18 protein-coding genes and 1 pseudogene are annotated in these 22,160 nt (G+C 54.7%); 4 read left to right on the forward strand and 15 right to left on the reverse strand.

What is annotated here, in order from left to right; all coding sequences use genetic code 11:
- Nucleotides 1–255: 255 nt before the first annotated feature.
- A complete protein-coding gene (locus V6E55_RS25855; protein WP_442881660.1) occupies nt 256–357 on the reverse strand; it encodes a putative zinc ribbon protein in 102 nt (33 codons plus the stop codon).
- Between the two features lie 82 nt (nt 358–439).
- On the opposite strand from V6E55_RS25855, the pseudogene V6E55_RS15150 reads away from it, so the two are divergent.
- Nucleotides 440–943, forward strand: a pseudogene (locus V6E55_RS15150) (MBL fold metallo-hydrolase); the annotation flags it as partial.
- Nucleotides 944–1,290: 347 nt separating this feature from the next.
- On the opposite strand, the gene guaA reads toward V6E55_RS15150, so the two are convergent.
- Both guaA and guaB read right to left on the reverse strand, forming a co-directional pair.
- Nucleotides 1,291–2,868: a glutamine-hydrolyzing GMP synthase gene (gene guaA, locus V6E55_RS15155; RefSeq protein WP_316943242.1), complete on the reverse strand. Its 1,578-nt coding sequence runs from the start codon at nt 2,866–2,868 to the stop codon at nt 1,291–1,293.
- 192 nt (nt 2,869–3,060) lie between these two features.
- Nucleotides 3,061–4,527 (reverse strand): IMP dehydrogenase, encoded by a 1,467-nt coding sequence (gene guaB / locus V6E55_RS15160; RefSeq protein ID WP_028016101.1) that lies wholly within the window; start codon nt 4,525–4,527, stop codon nt 3,061–3,063.
- Between the two features lie 159 nt (nt 4,528–4,686).
- On the opposite strand from guaB, the gene xseA reads away from it, so the two are divergent.
- Genes xseA through V6E55_RS15175 form a run of 3 tightly spaced genes read left to right on the forward strand, consistent with a single transcriptional unit; the run spans nt 4,687 to nt 7,487 of the window.
- Nucleotides 4,687–6,060: an exodeoxyribonuclease VII large subunit gene (gene xseA, locus V6E55_RS15165; RefSeq protein WP_028016100.1), complete on the forward strand. Its 1,374-nt coding sequence runs from the start codon at nt 4,687–4,689 to the stop codon at nt 6,058–6,060.
- Between the two features lie 56 nt (nt 6,061–6,116).
- On the forward strand, nt 6,117–7,136 hold the full coding sequence (locus V6E55_RS15170; RefSeq protein WP_236920242.1) for a M4 family metallopeptidase: 1,020 nt from the start codon (nt 6,117–6,119) through the stop codon (nt 7,134–7,136).
- Entirely contained in the window at nt 7,137–7,487 is a 351-nt protein-coding gene (locus tag V6E55_RS15175) for a protealysin inhibitor emfourin (RefSeq protein WP_114977518.1), read from the forward strand.
- Here the strand turns inward: V6E55_RS15175 and V6E55_RS15180 are convergent.
- The 12 genes from V6E55_RS15180 to pbpC all read right to left on the reverse strand — a co-directional run bounded on the left by V6E55_RS15180 (nt 7,484) and on the right by pbpC (nt 22,160).
- Nucleotides 7,484–7,705: a zinc ribbon domain-containing protein gene (locus V6E55_RS15180; RefSeq protein ID WP_316943244.1), complete on the reverse strand. Its 222-nt coding sequence runs from the start codon at nt 7,703–7,705 to the stop codon at nt 7,484–7,486. The two genes, V6E55_RS15175 and V6E55_RS15180, sit on opposite strands and share 4 nt — an antisense overlap.
- Nucleotides 7,706–7,755: 50 nt before the next feature.
- Nucleotides 7,756–8,790, reverse strand: coding sequence for a Gfo/Idh/MocA family oxidoreductase (locus V6E55_RS15185; RefSeq protein ID WP_316943246.1), 1,035 nt, complete (start codon nt 8,788–8,790; stop codon nt 7,756–7,758).
- A gap of 58 nt (nt 8,791–8,848) precedes the next feature.
- Complete coding sequence (locus V6E55_RS15190; protein WP_129995203.1) at nt 8,849–10,393, reverse strand: peptide MFS transporter; 1,545 nt, start codon at nt 10,391–10,393, stop codon at nt 8,849–8,851.
- Nucleotides 10,394–10,693: 300 nt separating this feature from the next.
- On the reverse strand, nt 10,694–12,169 hold the full coding sequence (gene der, locus V6E55_RS15195; RefSeq protein WP_024908655.1) for a ribosome biogenesis GTPase Der: 1,476 nt from the start codon (nt 12,167–12,169) through the stop codon (nt 10,694–10,696).
- Between the two features lie 112 nt (nt 12,170–12,281).
- A complete protein-coding gene (bamB, locus tag V6E55_RS15200; RefSeq protein WP_236920245.1) occupies nt 12,282–13,460 on the reverse strand; it encodes an outer membrane protein assembly factor BamB in 1,179 nt (392 codons plus the stop codon).
- A 10-nt stretch (nt 13,461–13,470) separates the two neighbouring features.
- Nucleotides 13,471–14,091: a YfgM family protein gene (locus V6E55_RS15205; protein WP_316943248.1), complete on the reverse strand. Its 621-nt coding sequence runs from the start codon at nt 14,089–14,091 to the stop codon at nt 13,471–13,473.
- A gap of 13 nt (nt 14,092–14,104) precedes the next feature.
- Entirely contained in the window at nt 14,105–15,379 is a 1,275-nt protein-coding gene (gene hisS / locus V6E55_RS15210; protein WP_316943249.1) for a histidine--tRNA ligase, read from the reverse strand.
- An 80-nt stretch (nt 15,380–15,459) separates the two neighbouring features.
- Nucleotides 15,460–16,578, reverse strand: a complete 1,119-nt coding sequence (gene ispG, locus V6E55_RS15215; protein ID WP_023308814.1) for a flavodoxin-dependent (E)-4-hydroxy-3-methylbut-2-enyl-diphosphate synthase — start codon at nt 16,576–16,578, stop codon at nt 15,460–15,462.
- A gap of 26 nt (nt 16,579–16,604) precedes the next feature.
- Nucleotides 16,605–17,618 carry a cytoskeleton protein RodZ gene (gene rodZ, locus V6E55_RS15220; RefSeq protein ID WP_316943251.1) on the reverse strand — a complete coding sequence of 338 codons (1,014 nt, stop codon included), beginning with the start codon at nt 17,616–17,618 and terminating at the stop codon, nt 16,605–16,607.
- A 293-nt stretch (nt 17,619–17,911) separates the two neighbouring features.
- Nucleotides 17,912–19,078: a bifunctional tRNA (adenosine(37)-C2)-methyltransferase TrmG/ribosomal RNA large subunit methyltransferase RlmN gene (locus V6E55_RS15225; RefSeq protein ID WP_014832896.1), complete on the reverse strand. Its 1,167-nt coding sequence runs from the start codon at nt 19,076–19,078 to the stop codon at nt 17,912–17,914.
- A 169-nt stretch (nt 19,079–19,247) separates the two neighbouring features.
- Complete coding sequence (ndk, locus tag V6E55_RS15230; RefSeq protein ID WP_003860625.1) at nt 19,248–19,679, reverse strand: nucleoside-diphosphate kinase; 432 nt, start codon at nt 19,677–19,679, stop codon at nt 19,248–19,250.
- Between the two features lie 156 nt (nt 19,680–19,835).
- Nucleotides 19,836–22,160 carry a peptidoglycan glycosyltransferase PbpC gene (pbpC, locus tag V6E55_RS15235; protein WP_316943252.1) on the reverse strand — a complete coding sequence of 775 codons (2,325 nt, stop codon included), beginning with the start codon at nt 22,158–22,160 and terminating at the stop codon, nt 19,836–19,838.

Here is a 22,160-nt window from a genome sequence, read left to right on the forward strand (position 1 = left end):
AAAGCGTGCGTATTGCCTGAAAACACAACCCGCTACGGGGGAGACTTACCCGAAATCTGATTTATTCAACAAAGCCAACAACACGTCACAAGTCAAATGTAGCCACTCTCACCGCATTCTATGCGAATGCCTTCGCCCCCCACTACAGACAGCGTTTGCCGCTGTAGACGTGTAACCGACAACCGAATATCAAATCCGATGTAGTCAGGCCTATAGTTCTCCACTCAACTGCCGATGACTCTCCGTGTCATCTCCCTATTCACCTGTCATCTGTCGGCAGTAAAGAGCGCTGTCGCAGCGTTGGCAGAGCTTCGACCCAATAAACACCTCATCGCATGCCCAACAGTGCCAGTGCATCACCGGAGCCGCGAGGGGGGGGCACGCACAATCTTCTTATGCCGTGCAGTTGGATCCACGCCACGCTCTTTCCAGTGTTCCGCTGCTGGACTCTGAAATACAGCCGGTTTTTAAGCGTGCTGAAATTCTTCTTCATCCACTTGAAGCGTAACACTGGCAGGATGATAAAAAACTCAAAGTCGCGAATGAGCGCGGGCAACGTAATTTTTGGCTGGTTCGCCAAACATTACAGGCTTATGGTCGGAAGGTGTGTTTTTTAAACGGGAACAAAATAGCAGAAGGCATTCTGCCGGTATGACTACCGGGGCATACGCCCGGGCATACAGGTTTTCGCATCGATTCGGATGATAAGTGCTTATTAATATGGGGAGACATTGTTCATTACCCCCATATTCAGTCAGCACAACCGGCTGTTTCTATTTTATTTGACAACGATCCCGCTCAGGCTGAGGAAACAAGGAAGAAAATAATGGAAAAAGCCGCCAGCGAAAAATTGCTCATTGCAGGTATGCATTTAGGTCAGGCTGAGTTTGCCCACATTCTCAGTGAGGGCAATGGATACCGCATTTCCTACTCTGAAAAATGAAGGGATATACCTGTCTGACGCATTATTGATTAGTACCGTTCAACGTCATCATGGTCCGATTCTGGCACTAACCTGACAACTCCAGAGCGATAAGAGACAGGTCAGCAGTAATGGCAACAACCATGGACCATATGGTTATTTTCTTTATTACGCTTATCTTTAGGTTTGAATTAGGCGCGTCATGGTATCAGGTGTAATCCGTAGCATTCCCGATAAATCACCCACCTCAAAATACCACGTTCAAACCATGCACGGTCTTGCCAGCCATGGCCCAAAAAAAAGCCCGCAATCCGCGGGCTTAGAGATATTTTATAGTCTGTTAGTGCCAGACGTTTAAGGTTGGGAAATCATTCCCACTCAATCGTAGCCGGTGGCTTACCGCTGATGTCATACACCACGCGGGAAATACCGTTAACTTCGTTGATGATGCGGTTAGACACGCGGCCCAGGAAGTCATACGGCAGGTGCGCCCAGTGCGCGGTCATGAAGTCGATGGTTTCTACCGCACGCAGGGAGACAACCCAGTCGTACTTACGGCCATCGCCCATTACGCCTACAGAGCGAACCGGCAGGAACACGGTGAACGCCTGGCTCACTTTGTTGTACAGGTCAGCTTTGTGCAGCTCTTCGATGAAGATCGCGTCCGCGCGACGCAGCAGGTCGCAGTACTCTTTCTTCACTTCGCCCAGCACACGCACGCCCAGACCCGGGCCCGGGAACGGATGACGGTAGAGCATATCGTACGGCAGACCCAGCTCCAGACCGATCTTACGCACTTCGTCTTTGAACAGCTCACGCAGTGGCTCAACCAGGCCCATCTTCATCTCTTTCGGCAGGCCGCCCACGTTGTGGTGAGATTTAATAACGTGTGCTTTACCGGTTGCGGATGCCGCAGATTCAATCACGTCAGGGTAGATGGTACCCTGCGCCAGCCACTTCACGTCGTCCAGCTTCAGTGCTTCTTCGTCGAACACTTCCACGAACACGCGGCCGATGATTTTACGTTTCGCTTCCGGATCGTTCTCGCCTTTCAGCGCATCCAGGAAGCGCTGCTCGCCTTCCACGTGAACGATGTTCAGACCGAAGTGGTCACCAAACATGTCCATAACCTGCTGGGCTTCGTTCAGACGCAGAAGACCGTTGTCGACGAAGACGCAGGTCAGTTTTTTGCCGATGGCGCGGTGCAGCAGCATCGCGGTCACGGAGGAGTCCACGCCGCCGGAGAGGCCGAGGATCACTTTGTCATCGCCAACCTGCTGGCGGATACGCTCAACGGCGTCGTCGATGATTTTTGCCGGGGTCCACAGGGCTTCACACTGGCAGATGTCACGCACGAAGCGCTCCAGCATGCGCATACCCTGACGGGTGTGGGTCACTTCCGGGTGGAACTGCACGCCGTAGAAGCGTTTTTCTTCGTTTGCCATGATGGCGAACGGGCAGCTCTCGGTGCTGGCAACGGTCACGAAGTCAGACGGGATGGCGGTGACTTTGTCGCCGTGGCTCATCCAAACGTCCAGCAGCGGTTTGCCGTCTGCGGTCAGGGAGTCTTCGATACCGCGCACCAGCGCGCTGTCGGTGACGACTTCTACCTGCGCGTAGCCAAACTCACGCTCGTTAGAACCTTCGACGTGGCCGCCAAGCTGCATTGCCATGGTCTGCATACCGTAGCAAACGCCGAATACTGGCACGCCAGCTTCGAACACGTACTGCGGTGCGCGCGGGCTGTTCTCTTCGGTGGTACTTTCCGGGCCGCCGGACAAGATGATGCCGCTTGGATTGAATTCGCGAATCTGTGCTTCCGTGACATCCCACGCCCACAGTTCACAGTAAACGCCCAGTTCACGTACGCGACGCGCCACCAGCTGAGTGTACTGAGAACCAAAGTCCAGGATGAGAATGCGATGTTTATGAATGTTTTCCGTCATTGACGCTAATTCCGAGGCAAGAGAAACAAAAACAGAGCGCCCGATTTACTCGTCGTCTTTCAGGCTGCAGGTGCGTTGGCTGCGTCCATTCGCCCCGGTCACATAGTTAACTATGCTCCCGGGGTCTCATGGACTTGCCGCCTTCCTGCAACCCGAAATCCATAGAGTAACTGGATCGGGCGCGGAAACTTATCAGGAGCCCAGACGGTAGTTCGGGGACTCTTTGGTGATCGTCACGTCGTGAACGTGGCTCTCCTGGATACCCGCACCGCTGATGCGTACGAATTCCGCTTTAGTACGCAGCAGGTCAATGGTACCACAGCCGGTCAGACCCATACAGGAGCGCAGGCCGCCCATCTGCTGGTGAATGATCTCTTTCAGACGGCCTTTATAGGCAACGCGACCTTCGATACCTTCCGGTACCAGTTTGTCAGCGGCGTTATCGGTCTGGAAGTAACGGTCAGAGGAACCTTTGGACATCGCGCCCAGAGAGCCCATACCGCGGTAAGATTTGTAAGAACGGCCCTGGTAGAGTTCGATTTCACCCGGGGATTCTTCGGTACCAGCCAGCATAGAGCCTACCATCACCGCAGCAGCACCTGCGGCAATCGCTTTAGCGATGTCACCAGAGAAGCGGATACCGCCGTCAGCGATAACCGGAATACCGGTGCCTTCCAGCGCTTCAACCGCGTCAGACACTGCAGTGATCTGTGGAACGCCCACGCCGGTCACAATACGGGTAGTACAGATGGAGCCAGGACCGATACCCACTTTCACCGCGCTGCAACCAGCGTCAGCCAGTGCGCGAGCACCTGCGCCCGTCGCCACGTTACCGCCGATGATCTGCAGATCAGGGTATTTAGCACGGGTATCACGAATACGTTGCAGAACGCCTTCGGAGTGGCCGTGAGAGGAGTCAATCAGCAGCACGTCAACGCCCGCAGCAACCAGCGCATCAACACGCTCTTCGTTACCAGCACCCGCGCCAACTGCAGCACCTACGCGCAGACGGCCATGCTCGTCTTTACAGGCGTTAGGTTTACGTTCTGCTTTCTGGAAATCTTTAACGGTGATCATGCCGCGCAGGTGGAAGTTCGCATCCACAACCAGCGCTTTCTCAACACGTTTTTCGTGCATTTTAGCGAACACGACGTCACGGGCTTCGCCTTCACGAACGGTTACCAGACGCTCTTTCGGTGTCATATAAACACTGACAGGCTGGTTCAGGTCGGTCACGAAACGCACGTCACGACCGGTAATGATACCGACCAGTTCGTTGGCTTCAGTCACAACAGGGTAACCGGCAAAGCCGTTACGTTCGGTCAGGGCTTTCACTTCGTGCAGGGTGGTGGTTGGCAGAACGGTCTGTGGGTCAGACACGATACCGGATTCATGTTTCTTCACGCGGCGAACTTCTTCAGCCTGACGCTCGATAGACATGTTTTTATGAATAAAGCCGATGCCACCTTCCTGTGCCAGGGCGATAGCCAGGCGCGCTTCAGTCACGGTGTCCATTGCCGCAGAGAGCATAGGAATGTTCAGGCGAATGGTTTTCGTCAACTGCGTGCTGAGATCGGCAGTATTCGGCAGAACAGTAGAGTGAGCGGGAACAAGGAGGACGTCGTCAAACGTCAGTGCTTCTTTAGCGATACGTAGCATGGGCAATATCTCTGACCTGGGTGGTTAAATATTGCCGTGGCATTATACAGAGCGTAACCGATTGCATCCACACTTTTTTATAAAAAAACCTTGCACTCCCCTCTCAGCAGGTTACTATCGACTGAATAACTTGCTGATTTAGAATTTGATCCCGCTCACATGTTATCCTCTCAAACCCCTTCAATTTTTACTGTTAGCCGCCTTAATCAAACGGTTCGTTTACTGCTTGAGCAGGAAATGGGGCAAGTGTGGATCAGCGGTGAGATCTCAAACTTCACGCAGCCGTCATCCGGTCACTGGTACTTTACGCTAAAAGACGATACCGCCCAGGTGCGCTGCGCGATGTTCCGCAACAGCAACCGTCGCGTGACGTTCCGTCCTCAGCACGGCCAGCAGGTTCTGGTTCGCGCCAATATCACGTTGTATGAGCCGCGCGGTGACTATCAGATTATCGTCGAGAGCATGCAGCCTGCGGGCGAAGGCTTGCTACAGCAGAAGTATGAACAGCTAAAAGCAAAACTCTCGGAAGAGGGGTTGTTCGACCAGCAGTTCAAAAAGCCGCTCCCCTCTCCTGCCCACTGCGTTGGGGTTATTACTTCAAAAACCGGTGCGGCCCTGCACGATATTTTGCACGTGCTCAAGCGTCGTGACCCTTCCCTGCCCGTGATCATCTACCCAACCGCGGTACAGGGTGACGATGCACCGGGCCAGATTGTCCGCGCCATTGAACTGGCGAATGCGCGTCAGGAGTGCGACGTGTTGATCGTTGGCCGTGGCGGCGGCTCGCTGGAAGACCTGTGGAGCTTTAACGACGAACGTGTCGCACGAGCGATTTTCGCAAGCCATATCCCTGTCGTGAGCGCCGTCGGGCACGAAACGGACGTTACCATCGCGGATTTTGTTGCGGATTTACGCGCCCCTACGCCATCCGCAGCAGCGGAAGTGGTGAGCCGCAACCAGCTGGAACTGCTGCGTCAGCTTCAGAACGGCCAGCAGCGTCTGGAAATGGCGATGGACTACTTCCTCGCAAACCGTACCCGTCGTTTTACCCAGCTTCATCATCGCCTGCAACAGCAGCACCCACAACTGCGTCTGGCGCGTCAGCAGACCGTCCTGGAGCGCCTGCGTCAGCGCATGAATTTCGCGCTGGATAACCAGCTCAAGCGTGCGGTGTCGCGTCAGCAGCGCGTCACGCAGCGCCTGAACCAGCAGAACCCGCAGCCGAAAATTTATCGCGCGCAAACGCGGATCCAGCAGCTCGAATATCGTCTGGCAGAGAATATCCGTACACGCCTGAGCTCAACCCGCGAACGCTTTGGCAATGCGGTGACCCATCTTGAAGCGGTCAGCCCCCTCTCCACGCTGGCGCGCGGCTATAGCGTGACGACGGCGACAGACGGCAAAGTGCTGAAGCAAACCAAACAGGTGAATACCGGTGATGTGCTGACGACACGTCTTTCAGACGGCTGGGTAGAAAGCGAAGTGAAATCAATTAAACCGGTGAAAAAAACACGCCAGCGTAAAACCGGATAATTCTTCGCCGGTTACTTACTATACTGCTGCTATTCCCTTTTAATAAGGAGAGCAGCATGTCCCATCGTCATAGCGTTATTCCCCCTTATATTCTTCGTCGTATTATCGAAAGCGGTTCAGAGCCGCAACAGCGCTGCGCCCGCCAGACCTTAACCCATGTCCAGACACTGATGGCCCACATGCCGGGAAAACCTGCCGCGCCGCACGTGAATAAAGCCGGACAGCTGGAGCGCGATATTTACGACGCGAAGCAGACCCAGGAACTGCCGGGTTCGCAGGTGCGTTACGAAGGCCAGCCTTCGAACGGTGATGTGGCGGTGGATGAGGCGTACGATTATTTGGGTATTACCCATGATTTCTTCTGGAAAGAATATCAGCGTGATTCACTCGATAATAAAGGGCTTATTTTGACCGGCACCGTGCATTACGGTCGGGAATATCAGAACGCCTTCTGGAACGGTCAGCAGATGGTATTCGGCGACGGTGACGGGGAAATATTTAACCGCTTTACCATCGCCATCGACGTGGTGGCACACGAGCTGAGCCACGGTGTGACTGAAACCGAAGCCGGGCTTATCTATTTTGAACAGTCTGGCGCGCTGAACGAGTCGCTGTCAGACGTGTTTGGATCTCTGGTCAAACAGTATCATTTGAAGCAAACCGCCGATAAAGCAGACTGGCTCATTGGTGAAGGGCTGCTTGCAAAAGGAATCAACGGTAAAGGGCTGCGCTCGATGTCTGAACCTGGCACTGCCTACGACGATCCGCTGCTCGGCAAAGATCCGCAGCCCGCGCACATGAAAGATTTCATTAAAACGCGTGAGGATAACGGCGGCGTACACCTGAACTCCGGCATCCCCAACCGGGCATTTTATCTGGCCGCGACGGCTATCGGCGGCTACGCCTGGGAAAAAGCGGGTTATGCCTGGTACGACACAGTTTGCGATCGCAATCTGGCGCAGGATGCGGATTTTGATGCCTTTGCAAAACTGACGATAGCACACGGAGAGAAACGCTCCGGTGGCGACGTTGGGGCGGCCATTAAGCAAGCCTGGGAACAGGTGGGAGTGCTGTAAATGCAGGTTCCGGAACTGACAGATGACGCCGTGGTTGAGCTGGCCCGAGAAGGCGGCGTCGCTTTTATTCCTAAGCTGAGCGGCCAGCGTACCATCGCGCTTTCTTCGCTCAATGAGGCTCAACGCCAGCGCGTGGTGAGCATCCTGGAGCAGGCCTTTCCGCGCGGTCAGCCGCCGGGACAAGCCTCGTCACCTGGCAGCGGTGACCAGCGCTATTTCCGCATCCAGATTATCTGGACCGGGCAAAATCAGGCGCACTACGCCGATATCATCGTGCTGGTACCGGAGCAGGAGGCGCCCGAGTCGCTGGTCGAGCTGTGGCAGAAAGGCGAAGGCTGCGTGTGCGATTAGCCTTCGACCCGAACAAACTCCACGCGTTTTTTAGAGATAAGACCGTGGCCGTTCTGGCAGAAATAGTCCACCGCGCCGCAGGCTTTTAATACCTGGAGTGGCTGGTGACACTCCGGGCAACGGGCTTCAAGCGCAATGTCTTTATTACAGCTGTCGCAATGTGCCACCCCGTTCAGGGGCTCAAGCGATGCCTGGCAATCCGGGCAGGTAATCGTCATGGTGACTCCTTTAGCGCATTCATGTCTGTGATAATTTTACCACGTTGCGTTCAGTGCGGGCCACGCAACTGTTGCTGCAAGGACAGTAGCAGCGTCACTTCCTCGATCCTGCGGCGCGTGGTGCGACTCACCTCTTGCGGATCCCGTTCATACAAACTCCTGGTGCCCAGAATATGCTCTGCAAGGCAGTGTTCGTAGATTGTGCCGGGAATTTTCCAGTATTGCCGGGTGTCGCCATTGATCAGCTCCAGCACATCTTCTGTGCCGTGCCGGTCGTAACTGATGGTGCGCCCGTCCCGTAAGCAGAGCCGTAAACCCTTTTGCCCGCCCGCGGGTCCCGCGTATTTATTAAGCCAGATGTCAACCGGCACGCCGCTGATGCAGCCCTGAAGATGTGCCTCACCTTCCGCCGTGGTCAGGTCGCCTTTTGTGATATCGCGACCCAGGCGGTCTTTAGCCGTCACCACCTGCAACGTCATCTCATCACTCCCTCCCAGATAACGCACCGTTTCACGCAGCATCGCCAGCACGTGTGTACCGATATCCAGAATCACGCCATCAGGATGACGAAGTGTACGGGTATCCGGCTCGCCCGTGGCAAAGTTAAGCGCGATGGGTTCCCCGGATTCGTTATAGCCACTCGGCTCCTGCAAAAAACCGTCGATTTTGACGATGTCAGAGACATTGCCCACCAGCGACCGCTTCACCGTTTCAATGCGCGCCATCCAGTGGTCGAGCGCCAGCACGCGAGATGCCACACCGGGTTTTGCCAGCAGTGTGTTGAGCTTTTCTATTTGGGGAAGCGTGGCGACTACCGGTTTTTCAACCACAATGCGTGGAACGGGCGAGGCAATCGCCTGCTCCAGCACCTCAAGATGGTGCAGCGATGCAGTGGTGATAAACAGGGTATCCAGCGGTATGGCAAGAAGTTGCGCAAGGGAAGTGCAGCGCGTAACGCCTTCAGGGTGCTTTGCAGGAAGAACATCAAACCCAAAACAACGCACCGAGTGACCAAAAAGGTGTCGCAACGCGGGCATATACGCGGTTTCCACTACCGCGCCAAGACCAACAAATCCTAACTGCATAATTTCACCTCAGGGAATACAGTGCCGGGGCGTAACACCTGCCCCGGCACACTGAGGTTTATAAGGCGTTAGCGGCCGGTTTAGTCTGCGCATTTTCCAGCATACGACGCACTGGAACAATGAGGACGATCAGTACCGCGGCACAAATCAGCAGTGCGACGGAACAGCGCGCAAAGAGATCCGGCAGCATATCCAGCTGGTCGGCCTTCACGTGACCGCCAATCAGGCCCGCTGCCAGGTTCCCCAGCGCACTGGCGCAGAACCACAAGCCCATCATCTGACCACGCATTCTCTCTGGCGCCAGCAATGTCATGGTCGCCAGGCCAATCGGGCTCAGACACAGTTCGCCGAGTGTCAGCATCAGGATACTGCCCACCAGCCAGAACGGCGATACGCCTGCGCCACCATTACTCAGCACGTTTTCTGCCGCCAGCATCATCAGGCCAAAACCTGCCGCAGCACACAGAATACCGATAACAAACTTGGTGATACTGCTCGGACGAATGTTCATGCTCGCAAGCTTCGGCCATGCCCAGCTAAATACCGGAGCAAGCAGGATGATGAACAGGGCATTAATTGACTGGAACCACACCGCCGGGATTTCGAAATCACCGATCATGCGGTTAGTGTAGTCGTTGGCGAACAGGTTGAAAGACGTTGGCTTCTGTTCAAATGCAGACCAGAAGAACGCCGCAGAGATCAGCAGAATAAAGCAGACCAGCAGTCGGGCGCGCTCTTTACGGTTCAGGCCCGCAAAAACAAACAGATAAATAAAGTAGAGGGCTACGGACGCTGCAATCACGTAAACCAGCACGCTGGCTACCGCGACCGGGTTAATCACAATCACGCCCTGGGCGATCAGCGTGACGATCGTCGCCACACCTGCGGCCAGCGCGAGTAGCCACACGCCAACGCCGTTACGCTTCACGACCGGGCTGTTCCAGGTGGAGTCCAGACCGACTTCGCTGTCATAGCGTTTCATCGCCGGAACGGCAAACACGCGGAAGATAATCAGCGCGACCAGCATCCCGATACCACCAATACCAAAGCCCCAGTGCCAGCCGTGGGTTTTGATCAGCCAGCCGGAAATCAGTGGTGCGATGAACGAGCCCATATTGATGCCCATGTAGAACAGCGAGAATCCGCCGTCACGACGCGCATCGCCTTTTTTGTACAGAGTACCGACCATCACCGAGATACAGGTTTTGAACAGACCAGAGCCGAGCACGATGAACATCAGGCCGATAAAGAACAGGTTATCGCCCATGATGGCTGACAGCGCGATCGACAGGTGTCCGAGCGCAATCAGAATCGAACCGTACCAGACGGCTCTCTGCTGGCCGAGCCAGTTATCGGCCAGCCAGCCACCCGGCAGCGCGGCCAGATACATGGTCCCGGCAAAGATACCGACAATCGCCGAGGCGTTTTCGCGCGCCAGCCCCATCCCGCCGTCATAGACGGTGGCGGCCATAAACAGGATCAGTAACGGGCGAATGCCGTAAAACGAGAAACGCTCCCACATCTCGGTGAAGAACAGAGAACCGAGCGGGTACGGATGGCCGAAGAACGTTCGGCTTTCTTTTTGATTAACAGAGGATTGCATAATTCTCCCGAAAGGTATGTCGTCGTGCTTGTAAACACCAGCAAGTACGCCGGTCAGTTACGTATCTGACCGATTTTTTACATGCGGCGAAAAGTTAGTTAACCATTTGATAACCAGGCGCTAGTTTTGTCTAGTACCGCACCCCGGACTTTAAGATGAAAATTCGACGATTGTCTACTTTCTTAGATTTAAACATGGTTAAAAGTGAATAGTGATTGACTTCACACAGAGAAAACCGACGGTATGATTGGGCAAAAAAAAGCCCGCGATAAACGCGGGCTTTGGTGAGATTGGCAATGATTATTTGCTTTTCTTAATGTGCTTAATCAAACGCTTACGCTTACGCATCTGGTTTGGCGTCAGAGTGTTACGCTTGTTGGCGAACGGGTTTTCCCCTTCCTTAAACTGGATACGGATAGGCGTGCCCATCACGTCGAGCGATTTACGGAAGTAGTTCATCAGATAGCGCTTGTAGGAGTCCGGCAGGTCTTTCACCTGGTTGCCGTGAATCACCACGATTGGTGGGTTATAACCACCGGCGTGGGCATATTTCAGCTTCACGCGACGACCACGCACCAGTGGTGGCTGATGGTCTTCCGCTGCCATATTCATGATACGGGTCAGCATAGCGGTACTTTGACGACGGGTGGAGCTGTCATACGCTTCACGCACCGATTCGAACAGGTTGCCTACGCCGCTGCCGTGCAGCGCGGAAATGAAGTGCACACGAGCAAAGTCGATAAAGCCCAGACGGAAGTCGAGGGTCTCTTTCACTTGCTCTCTCACTTCGTTGCTCAGGCCATCCCATTTGTTGACCACGATAACCAGTGAGCGCCCACTATTGAGGATAAAGCCGAGCAGAGAGAGATCCTGATCGGAGATACCTTCGCGAGCGTCAATAACCAGCAGCACCACGTTAGCATCTTCAATCGCCTGCAGGGTTTTGATAACGGAGAATTTTTCCACCACATCGGTGATTTTCCCGCGTTTACGTACGCCTGCGGTGTCGATGAGGACATACTCACGCTCATCACGCTGCATTGGGATGTAAATACTGTCACGGGTGGTGCCCGGCATGTCGTAAACGACCACGCGCTCTTCACCCAGGATACGGTTAGTAAGCGTAGACTTACCTACGTTTGGACGCCCCACGATAGCCAGCTTGATCGGCAGATCCTGCGGGTTGAAGTCGTCTTCAGGCTCTTCTTCTTCGCCCTCTTCTCCGTCTTCAAACTGCGCCCAGTATTCTGCGTCTTCGTCCACCTCTTCCGGCGGGTTAACTTCGTCAACCCACGGCAGCAGAACGGTTTCCAGCAGGCTGGTTACGCCGCGACCATGAGATGCCGCAATGGGGTAGATTTCGCCCAGGCCCAGAGACCAGAAATCCGCGATTGCCTGATCGGCATCGATGCCGTCAGTTTTGTTCGCCACCAGGAAGGTCGGTTTTTCGCGTGAGCGCAGGTGTTTGGCGATAGCGGAGTCCGCTGGCATCAGGCCAGCACGGGCATCCACCATGAACAGCACCACATCGGCCTCTTCAATTGCCAGCAGTGACTGCTCTGCCATGCGGGTTTCAACACCATCTTCTGTGCCGTCAATACCACCGGTATCAATACAGATGAACTCGCGTCCTTCTACTTCTGCACGACCGTACTTACGGTCACGCGTCAGCCCCGGGAAATCCGCAACCAGCGCATCACGGGTGCGTGTTAAACGGTTAAAAAGAGTGGATTTTCCAACGTTAGGGCGCCCGACAAGCGCGACCACAGGTACCATGTTTGAAGCCTCATAAAATTCAAAATAACGTCGCTTTTGCGGCGTTTTTAAAAATGTCAAAACGGCTCCTGAATGAACAGGAGCCGTTTAGTATACTACAACCGGCGGGTAATTAACGCGTGATCGCGTACAGCGTGCCGTCTTTTGCCTGAATCAGCAGTTTACCATCGGCCACAACCGGATCGGTCAGGAAACCAGAGCTGTCGACTTTTTGCTGTGCAACAAAGCGACCATTTTCTGGATCAATCCAGTGCATATACCCTTCGCTGTCACCAACCACCAGGCTACCGTTGTACAGCGCTGGCGCGGTCAGCAGACGGTGCAGCAGATCGCTTTGCGTCCACAGCGTCACGCCACCTTCGGTGCTCAGAGCCAGCAGACGGTCGTTCTGGTCAACCATATAGATGCGGTTACCCTCAACGATGAAATCATTCACCGAGCCCAGCTCACGTTTCCACATGATCTGGCCGCTGCGCAGATCCAGCGCAGTCAGGTTACCGTTATAGGCCAACGCGTAAACCACACCGTTAACGATGACCGGCGTTGTGTCGACGTCGCTCAGACGGTCAATTTCCGTTGAGCCCGTAGCCTGAGAGATACGCTGCTGCCAAATCATCTGGCCCTGCTGCATCAGCACTGCGCTCACGCGACCGTTGTCACCGCCAACAATGGCAGCACCAAATGCGGTAGCCGGTGCGGATTCACCGCGCAGAGAGAGCGCTGGCATATCCAGGTTAACAGTCCATTTCACCAGACCGTCCGCTTCGTTCAGCGCCTGCAACTGGCCGTTGCTGGTATGAATCAGCACCAGGCCGTCGCTGACCACAGGGCGAGACAGGGATTCACCCGCCACAGTCGTTTGCCAGGCAATAGAGCCGTCGCTGCTGTTCAGGGCATAAACCTGTGCTTTTTCGCTGCCCACGTAGACATGACCACCGGCAACCGTCAAGCCGCCAGACAGCAGCGCAGGTTTATGAGAGAACCAGCCGTCTTTTTCCGCGAGGTTAATCGACCACACTTCTTTTCCATCATCAGCGTTCACCGCTTTCACGGTACCTTTGCGGTCTGCCGCATAGATTACGCTGTCGGCAAAGGCCGGATGAAGGTTGGAATAGAAATCACCAATCCCATCACCCACGGAGGTGCTCCACGCAGTGGATGGGGTAAACTGGTTTTCAACCGTCGGCAGTGGGGACATTTTCACAACGTCTTCTTCGCCACTGAACAGTGAACAACCACTCAATAACGTAACAGAAAGCAGTCCTGGCAGAAGTAATTTACGCAATTGCATCGGGTCCCTCTCAGACGGACAAATTATTTATTTTCATCTGCATCATTTCGCTCAGCGCAGGTGATGCCTGACTATCCACGCCAGCTTGCCACGCTTTACGCGCGCCCGCTTTGTCACCTTTGCTCAGCAGTGCTTCACCGCGCAGGTCGGCAACGATGGCAACAAAGCCCTCACCTTTAATGGTATCGAGCGTTTTCAGCGCGTCGTCAGCTTTTTTCTGCTGAACCTGGATACGTGCCAGACGAAGGTTGATAACCGCTTTCAGGTTTTCATCGCTGGCGGCAGCAAGGCCCTGAGACAGCTGAGCAGCCGCTTTATCCAGTTCGTTCTTATCAACGTACTGCTGTGCCACTTCCAGTGCAGCCAGTGCACCGTAAGTGTTTTTGTTGTCAGCCGCAAATTTTTCGGCTGCCGTCAGCGTTTGTGGCTGATCGGCTCGAATTGCGCTCACGGTATTTTCATAGGACAGGGACGCGCCACGCGCGGAATCCGCCTGATGATTGTTCCAGTAACGCCAGCCTATCAGCGCACCGACACCTAAAATAACCCCAACAACCAGCGCTTTGCCGTTTTCAGCAAAGAAGCGTTTAATCGCGTCGACCTGATCGTGTTCGTTCTCGTAAATTTCCACGCAGTCCTTCTCCTTAGCCTAATAGAGTGCGCAAGTGCGCCGCAACGCCGTCCTGCGTTACCGTTGTCTGCTCACCAGAGCGCAGGTCTTTCACTACGACTTCGCCGTTAGCCACTTCGGACTCGCCCAGCACCAGTGCAATACTTGCGCCCCACTTATCGGCACGAGCAAACTGTTTTTTGAAGTTGCCGCCGCCGTGGTTGGTCATCAGCTTAACGTCTGGCAGTGCATCGCGCACGCGTTCAGCAAGCTGCATCGCCGCAGACTGCGTATCCGCACCTGAGGCCACCAGGTATATATCGACAACGGAATCTGCTTTAAATTCCGGATTAACTGCCTGAACCAGCAAAACAAGTCGTTCAAGACCCATTGCGAAGCCAACCGCAGGGGCTGCACGGCCACCCAACTGCTCTACCAGACCGTCATAACGACCGCCCGCACACACGGTGCCCTGCGAACCGAGGCTTGAGGTAACCCACTCGAATACAGTGCGGTTGTAGTAATCCAGACCGCGCACCAGGCGCTGGTTCACGGTATAAGCGATGCCTGCCGCTTCAAGCAGCTTGCACAGACCCGCGAAGTGTTCGCGAGACTCTTCATCCAGGTAGTCACCCAGCGCAGGCGCATCGTTCAGCAGCGCCTGAACATCCGCGTTTTTGGAATCCAGAACACGCAGCGGGTTGCTGTACATACGACGTTTGCAGTCTTCGTCCAGCTTATCTTTATGCTGTTCCAGGAACGCAACCAGCGCGTCACGGTAATTTGCACGCGCTTCCAGAGAGCCGATTGAGTTCAGCTCCAGTGAAACGTGCTCAGAAATCCCCAGCGCGCGCCACCAGCGAGCGGTCAGCATAATCAGCTCAGCGTCGATATCCGGACCCTGCAGGCCAAAGACTTCCACACCCAGCTGGTTGAACTGGCGATAACGACCTTTCTGGGGACGTTCGTGGCGGAACATCGGGCCGATATACCACAGGCGTTGCTCCTGATTGTACAGAAGACCATGTTCGATGCCGGCGCGTACGCAGCCCGCCGTACCTTCCGGACGCAGGGTCAGGCTGTCGCCGTTACGGTCCTCAAAGGTGTACATCTCTTTTTCAACCACGTCGGTGACTTCGCCGATCGCGCGTTTGAATAACGGGGTCTGCTCTACAATCGGCAAACGGATTTCACTGTAACCGTAGCTGCCGAGCACCTGCTTCAGTGTGCCTTCAATGCGCTGCCAGATGGCGGTTTCGCCAGGCAGATAATCGTTCATGCCGCGGATGGCTTGAATGTTTTTTGCCACGTTTATTCTCTTTCTATATACAAAAAAAACCCAAAGAATGGGTTCAATCATACATGGGAAGCTGCACGCTTCCCATCACGTTATTTTTCAACCTGCTGAACGCTGATACGCTGTGTCTCGTCCATCATGGCCGCTTTGGCGCGAATGCGGGCTTCAAGCTGGTCGATCATGTCACTATTATCCAGACGATCTTTACGAACGCCATCTTCATAGAGACCACTTTTCTTGTTACCGCCGGTCACGCCCAGGGTTGACACCAGCGCTTCACCCGGACCATTCACCACACAGCCGATGATAGAGACGTCCATCGGGGTAATGATGTCTTCCAGACGCTGTTCCAGAGCATTCACCGTACCGATCACATCAAACTCCTGACGTGAACAGGTTGGGCAGGCAATGAAGTTGATCCCACGTGCGCGAATACGCAGCGATTTCAGGATATCGAATCCGACTTTGATCTCTTCCACCGGATCGGCCGCCAGCGAAACGCGCAGGGTATCACCGATCCCTTCGGAGAGCAGCAGCCCCAGACCGATCGCGGATTTTACCGAGCCGCTGCGCAGACCACCTGCTTCGGTGATCCCGAGGTGCAGAGGCTGGTCGATCTGTTTTGCAAGCAGGCGATAAGACTCCACCGCAAGGAACACATCGGACGCTTTTACACTCACTTTGAACTGATCGAAGTTAAGACGATCAAGGTGATCAACGTGACGCATCGCGGATTCGAGCAACGCCTGTGGCGTAGGCTCACCGTATTTTTCCTGCAGATCTTTTTCCAGAGACCCGGCATTGACGCCGATACGGATAGGAATATTTTTGTCACGTGCGCAGTCCACCACCATGCGGATACGCTCTTCGTTACCGATATTGCCCGGGTTAATACGCAGACAATCAACGCCATACTCAGCCACTTTCAGGGCGATGCGGTAGTCGAAGTGGATATCAGCCACCAGCGGAACGCTGACCTGCTGTTTGATCAGTTTGAACGCCTCAGCGGCGTCCATTGTCGGCACGGAGACGCGAACAATGTCCGCGCCCACACGTTCTAATGCTTTGATTTGATTGACCGTCGCTTCCACATCGGTGGTGCGCGTGTTGGTCATAGACTGAACGGCGATAGGTGCCCCATCGCCGATTGGCACATTCCCAACGTAAATCCGTTTCGATTTTCTACGTTGAATCGGAGCCTGGTTATGCATGAAAAATCTCCCGCGTTGCCCGTCTGTTACTGTGCTGCTGATTGTTCGGCATTAACGGTAAGACGTGCAACCTGGTTAGTTCTGATAAAGCGGCTCAGGTCGACAGGTTTTCCTTGATACTGGATCTGTACCGCTGCCGGAGCGCCGATTTTAAGTTTATAGGGAGCCTGGCCGGTTAGGTTTAACGTGCCATCTTTACGCTGCAGGCCGCTGAACAGTTTTTTACCTGTTGCATCAGTGACTTCTAACCAGCAGTCGGCTGTGAAATTCATCACCAGCGCGTTAGGATCCGCCGCTGGCGTTGCCACGCCCGCCTGATCGGTCGGCAGTGGTGCTGCGGTGTTCGCAGCCGGTGCGTTCGTTGCGGTATCCACAGGAGCCTGAGAAGGTGCAACTACGGCGTTTTGATCCTGAGCCGGAGCCTGAGTCTGAGGTGCTGGTGTGTTGGCTGTTACTGCTGGAGCCTGCGTCGCATCGGTTGCAGGTGTCTCGGTCGTCGCGGTTTGCGGTTCGCTGGTCGTTGCCGCGCCGTCGGTGGCGAGCGGTACGCTCTGTGCGTTACCGTTTCCGGCCTGGTTAAGTTCAGCGGAAGATTGATCGGCCATGGTGGTGATCTCTTCCTGCTGCGCTTTGTGGTTTTGCCACCACCACGCGCCCGTCAGGCCGACAACCACAAACAGCACCAACCAGGTGAAGCTCATCAGCCAGCCATCACGTTTTTTACGACGTTTCCCCAGGGAGAATGTCTGCATCGGCGCAACTTTTGCTGCACGTACCGGTGCCTGCTTCTCCATCATCGGCAGTAATTCGTTTTCGGGGATGTGCACCAGTTTTGCGTAAGAGCGGATATAACCGCGCAAGAACGTTGAAGCCAGATCGGCAGGCGCCTTATCTTCTTCAATATCGCGAACCGTGGAAACCTTCAGGCACAAGCGTTCTGCAACGGCTTGCTGGCTGAGTCCGAGTTGTTCACGGGCGTTGCGAAGACGAACGCCAGTGGAGAGTGCTTCATGTTGGTCGTGAGTGGCTTCAGTATTCATTCGCTACAACTACTGGTACGTGAAAAATAAGGGTTCAGGCGCCGGTGAGTCACAATGCCACCCGCACCGCGAAACTTCTGGTCAGTTAACCGTGAACAGACAGTATAAGACTGTCTGCCCGGAGATGACAGTACAGCCCTGCCCGTACGGCTAAACTGTTGTTACGTCGTTACATACTGCCCGAAAGTCGGATGAAACGCACCGTAATTATTACTCAGTCATCACGAATCTGACTGATTATTCAGTAAGATTATGCTTCACGGCGCAAATAATGCGCCGTGAGTGCATAATAATCAAACAGCTTTAACCGCAATTGTCTCCCCCTGCATGCGTTTACGCAGGGTGCGTTTGGTACGGTCGATGACATCACCTGCCAGCTGTCCGCATGCGGCATCAATATCATCACCACGGGTTTTACGCACGATGGTGGTGAAACCATACTCCATCAGCACTTTGGAGAAGCGATCGATACGGCTGTTCGAGCTACGTCCATATGGTGCGCCCGGGAACGGGTTCCATGGAATCAGGTTGATTTTGCATGGCGTATCTTTCAGCAGTTCAGCCAGCTGATGCGCATGTTCAGTACCGTCGTTAACATGGTCAAGCATCACGTACTCGATAGTGACACGACCCTGGTTCGCGTTAGATTTCTCCAGGTAACGACGCACGGCGGCGAGGAAGGTTTCGATGTTGTACTTTTTGTTGATCGGCACAATTTCGTCACGGATTTCATCGTTTGGTGCGTGCAGGGAGATTGCCAGCGCAACGTCAATCATATCGCCGAGCTTGTCCAGCGCAGGTACAACACCTGAGGTCGACAACGTTACACGACGTTTAGACAGACCGAAACCGAAGTCATCCAGCATGATTTCCATCGCTGGAACGACGTTAGTCAGGTTCAGCAGTGGCTCACCCATGCCCATCATTACCACGTTGGTAATTGGACGCGTGCCTGTCACTTTAGCCGCGCCCACAATTTTTGCGGCACGCCAGACCTGGCCGATAATTTCAGAGACACGCAGGTTACGGTTAAAACCTTGCTGCGCGGTAGAGCAGAATTTGCACTCCAGCGCACAGCCTACCTGAGAGGAGACACACAGCGTGGCTCGGTCTTCTTCCGGGATGTAGACGGTTTCAACGCGTTGATCGCCTACGGCAATCGCCCATTTGATGGTGCCGTCAGAAGAACGCTGCTCTTCCACCACTTCCGGTGCGCGGATTTCAGCCACTTCTTTGAGCTTGTTGCGCAGGACCTTGTTGATGTCAGTCATGTCATCAAAATTGTCGCTGCAGTAATGGTACATCCATTTCATCACCTGATCGGCACGAAACGGCTTCTCACCCATCTCTTTAAAGAACTCGCGCATCTGCTGACGGTTCAGATCCAGCAGGTTGATTTTTCCATTTTTATTTGGAACCGCAGGCGTGGCGACTTCGGAGGTATTCACTAATTCAGACATAATATTTTCCGGCCTCGTTGTTACACGTTATGGCCCATGGAGGGTTGAATAGAAACGCCCCGGAAAGCGGTCAGCTCGTCCGGGGCGTTGCATTGTACAAAGTCTGGCGCAGGGATGCCACGTCTGGACGCGGCATTTACGAAAATAATGTGTAAACGAAACCGTTAAATTAACGGGTACGTGGACACACTTCGCCTTCTGCGAAGAAGAAAGCGATTTCGCGTGCAGCAGATTCAACAGAGTCAGAACCGTGAGTACCGTTCTCGGTGAAGCTGTCAGCGTAGTCAGCGCGCAGGGTACCTGCCAGCGCGTTATCCGGGTTGGTTGCACCCAGCAGGTCACGGTGACGCTGTACTGCGTTTTCGCCTTCCAGTACGGATACAACGATCGGACCAGAGGTCATGAACTCAACCAGGCCGTCAAAGAATGGGCGACCTTCGTGCTCAGCGTAGAATCCGCGAGCCTGTTCAACGGTCAGGTGCAGCATTTTAGTGCCAACAATCTTAAACCCTGCTGATTCAAAGCGAGCGAAGATGCTGCCAATAACGTTTTTTGCCACCGCGTTTGGTTTGATGATGGAAAAAGTACGTTCAATAGCCATGATAACCTCTGTCAATGTTCTGTTGTTTTGCATACCTGAGTATGGTGTGGCGCGGATTATAATGAGCAATAGCGCCATTGCCTATGGATTCAGGTAACATTTTTTTAAAATAAGACGAGTTTTAGCAACAGCTCACATCTGAAAGCTGTTTTAGGATCACTGCAGCGTAAAATTCACCGTCGCGACCTGCCCGCTCTCATCCATAACGAGTAACTGATAATCACCCGATTTATCAAGCTGTAATGTGTAAACTCTTCCTTTCACACTCAGCGGTTCGCCGTTCAAAAACCACCAGCGCTCGCCACTATTGCCGGTCACCTGAAGCGGCAGCGAAACGCGGGATTCCCCCGGCAGACGTTTGATAACGGCCCCCTCATGCACGCCGGTCAACATAAGCGGAGCAGGTGCATCCTGCGACAACGGCGGACACGTTGCTGAAGAGGGAGGAACCCGGACCGCACGACGCTCGCTTGCAGGCAGCCACGGCTCAAGCGGCAACGGCCAGACATCCAGCACTTTCTCAATAGCATCAGGGCAGTCTGCCGCAACGCGTTTACCGGTTTTATCCAGCCATACCGGGAAACGAATGCCGCGTATACCTTCCTGTTCCGGCAAAAGCAGCGTGGGGGGTTCACTCCCCTCAAGTAACCACGTCGCAAGACGACGTCGGCAGTTTTCACTGCCCTCCGGCAACGACTGACCACCAGGCCAGCAGATCACACCCCGCCCGACGCTTGCCGGACGCGGATCGCGCGGCAGACGGGCTTCGTCTACCGTTGAGCGGGACTGAAGCAAGTTATTCACCTGATTTAACAGCGGCACGGCACTGGCAAAACCAAACTGCCCCGCCACGGGCGTGCCGTCCGGCCGTCCAGTCCAGATACCTATCACGTAACGGGCATTCAGACCAATGGCCCAGGCATCACGGTAGCCGTAGCTGGTTCCTGTTTTCCACGCCAGCGGCGCGATTTGTGGTAACGCATTATCCGGTAGCGGCTGCGCCTCATTCGCCAGAATACGACGAATAATCCACGCCGAGCCTTGTGACAATAACGGTCGTTCAACCAGCGGATCGCCTAGTTGTAAACGCAATCTCCCCGCTTTACCGTGGCGGGCAAAGGCGCTGTAGGCAGCCGTAATATCCGCCAGTCGCGCGCCTGCGCCTCCCAGTATCAGAGAAAGGTTTGGCTGAGCGCCCGAAGGAAGTATAAGCGGTAACCCTGCATTGCTCAGCATCCCGGCAAACCGTTTTGGTCCATACGCTTCAAGCACCTGTACCGCAGGCAAGTTGAGGGAGCGCACTAACGCTTCACTCATGCTGACCGGTCCGTGGAACCCACTGTCAAAATTCCCCGGGCGATAATCACCGGTTTTTCTTGGAACGTCCTGAAGCAGCGATGCGGGATGGATCAGGCCATCGTCCAGTGCCATGCCATAGATAAAGGGTTTCAGCACCGATCCCGGGGATCGGATCGCATTGACCATATCCACATGGCTGAAGCGACTGTCATCGTTGATATCCACCGACCCAACCCAGCCGCGTACTTTCATGTTGGTATGATCCACGACGATCATCGCCAGTGAGCTGCGTTCAGGCAGGCGGGATTTCCAGTTCATCGCCAGCTCTTCGAGCTGCCGTTGCAGCCCGCCATCGAGAGTGGTGACAATTTTCGTGTCGCGGCTTTTACTGAGCATCATGCGTGCAAAGAGCGGCGCCAGTTGCGGCATCTGCCGTGGTGCCAGCCATACCGCTTCTTCACGGGATTCCTTGACCTGTTTTGCAGACCAGACACCTTGCGTCGCCATCCGGTCGAGCACTTTATTGCGCGCCGCTTCGGCCCGTTCAGGCCAGCGGTCCGGGCGTAAACGACTCGGAGCCTGAGGGAGCACTGCCAACAGCGCCGCGTCAGAATAACTGAGCTGCGACGGCGGTTTTCCCAGATAGGTCCAGCTCGCGGCTCCCACTCCCTGCAACGTGCCGCCAAACGGGGCGCGGTTGAGATAGAGCGTGAGGATCTCGCGTTTGGAAAGATGCCATTCCAGTTGCATCGCCCGCCAGAGCTGACGAATTTTGCCACCAAAGGTACGCGGATGTGGATCCAGCAGGCGCGCCACCTGCATGGTGAGCGTGCTACCGCCAGAGACAACCTTTCCGGAAGAGAGATCCTGCCAGGCCGCACGAAGGACAGAAAAAGGGTTCACGCCAGGATGATCCCAGAACCAGCGATCTTCATACTGGATCAGGGCCTCAAGATAGCGGGGAGAGACCTCTTCAATCGTAACCGGGTAGCGCCAGATCCCGTCGTTATCGGCAAAACGCCAGAGCGGCGTCCCCTTCTCGTCCACCACGACCCGAGCAGGGTTGACCTCTTTCAGAGGCAATGGACACAACCGGTCAGCGACAAGAACGAGCCCCCATAAAACGAGAAGCGCTCCCGCCAGCCAAAGCCAGCGGGAGCGTATCAAACGTGCCATCAGCAT

The sequence above is a fragment of the Enterobacter sp. 342 genome, assembly GCF_036663495.1.
Classification (GTDB): domain Bacteria; phylum Pseudomonadota; class Gammaproteobacteria; order Enterobacterales; family Enterobacteriaceae; genus Enterobacter.

What these genes read in the sequence shown, in the direction of transcription:
- V6E55_RS15175 (WP_114977518.1), top strand. Translation starts at nt 7,137, where the DNA reads ATGCAGGTTCCGGAACTGACAGATGACGCCGTGGTTGAGCTGGCCCGA.
- V6E55_RS15185 (WP_316943246.1), bottom strand. Translation starts at nt 8,790, where the DNA reads ATGCAGTTAGGATTTGTTGGTCTTGGCGCGGTAGTGGAAACCGCGTAT.
- V6E55_RS15190 (WP_129995203.1), bottom strand. Translation starts at nt 10,393, where the DNA reads ATGCAATCCTCTGTTAATCAAAAAGAAAGCCGAACGTTCTTCGGCCAT.
- der (WP_024908655.1), bottom strand. Translation starts at nt 12,169, where the DNA reads ATGGTACCTGTGGTCGCGCTTGTCGGGCGCCCTAACGTTGGAAAATCC.
- xseA (WP_028016100.1), top strand. Translation starts at nt 4,687, where the DNA reads ATGTTATCCTCTCAAACCCCTTCAATTTTTACTGTTAGCCGCCTTAAT.
- guaB (WP_028016101.1), bottom strand. Translation starts at nt 4,527, where the DNA reads ATGCTACGTATCGCTAAAGAAGCACTGACGTTTGACGACGTCCTCCTT.
- guaA (WP_316943242.1), bottom strand. Translation starts at nt 2,868, where the DNA reads ATGACGGAAAACATTCATAAACATCGCATTCTCATCCTGGACTTTGGT.
- V6E55_RS25855 (WP_442881660.1), bottom strand. Translation starts at nt 357, where the DNA reads ATGCACTGGCACTGTTGGGCATGCGATGAGGTGTTTATTGGGTCGAAG.
- ndk (WP_003860625.1), bottom strand. Translation starts at nt 19,679, where the DNA reads ATGGCTATTGAACGTACTTTTTCCATCATCAAACCAAACGCGGTGGCA.
- bamB (WP_236920245.1), bottom strand. Translation starts at nt 13,460, where the DNA reads ATGCAATTGCGTAAATTACTTCTGCCAGGACTGCTTTCTGTTACGTTA.
- ispG (WP_023308814.1), bottom strand. Translation starts at nt 16,578, where the DNA reads ATGCATAACCAGGCTCCGATTCAACGTAGAAAATCGAAACGGATTTAC.
- V6E55_RS15225 (WP_014832896.1), bottom strand. Translation starts at nt 19,078, where the DNA reads ATGTCTGAATTAGTGAATACCTCCGAAGTCGCCACGCCTGCGGTTCCA.
- rodZ (WP_316943251.1), bottom strand. Translation starts at nt 17,618, where the DNA reads ATGAATACTGAAGCCACTCACGACCAACATGAAGCACTCTCCACTGGC.
- pbpC (WP_316943252.1), bottom strand. Translation starts at nt 22,160, where the DNA reads ATGCTGATGGCACGTTTGATACGCTCCCGCTGGCTTTGGCTGGCGGGA.
- V6E55_RS15180 (WP_316943244.1), bottom strand. Translation starts at nt 7,705, where the DNA reads ATGACGATTACCTGCCCGGATTGCCAGGCATCGCTTGAGCCCCTGAAC.
- V6E55_RS15170 (WP_236920242.1), top strand. Translation starts at nt 6,117, where the DNA reads ATGTCCCATCGTCATAGCGTTATTCCCCCTTATATTCTTCGTCGTATT.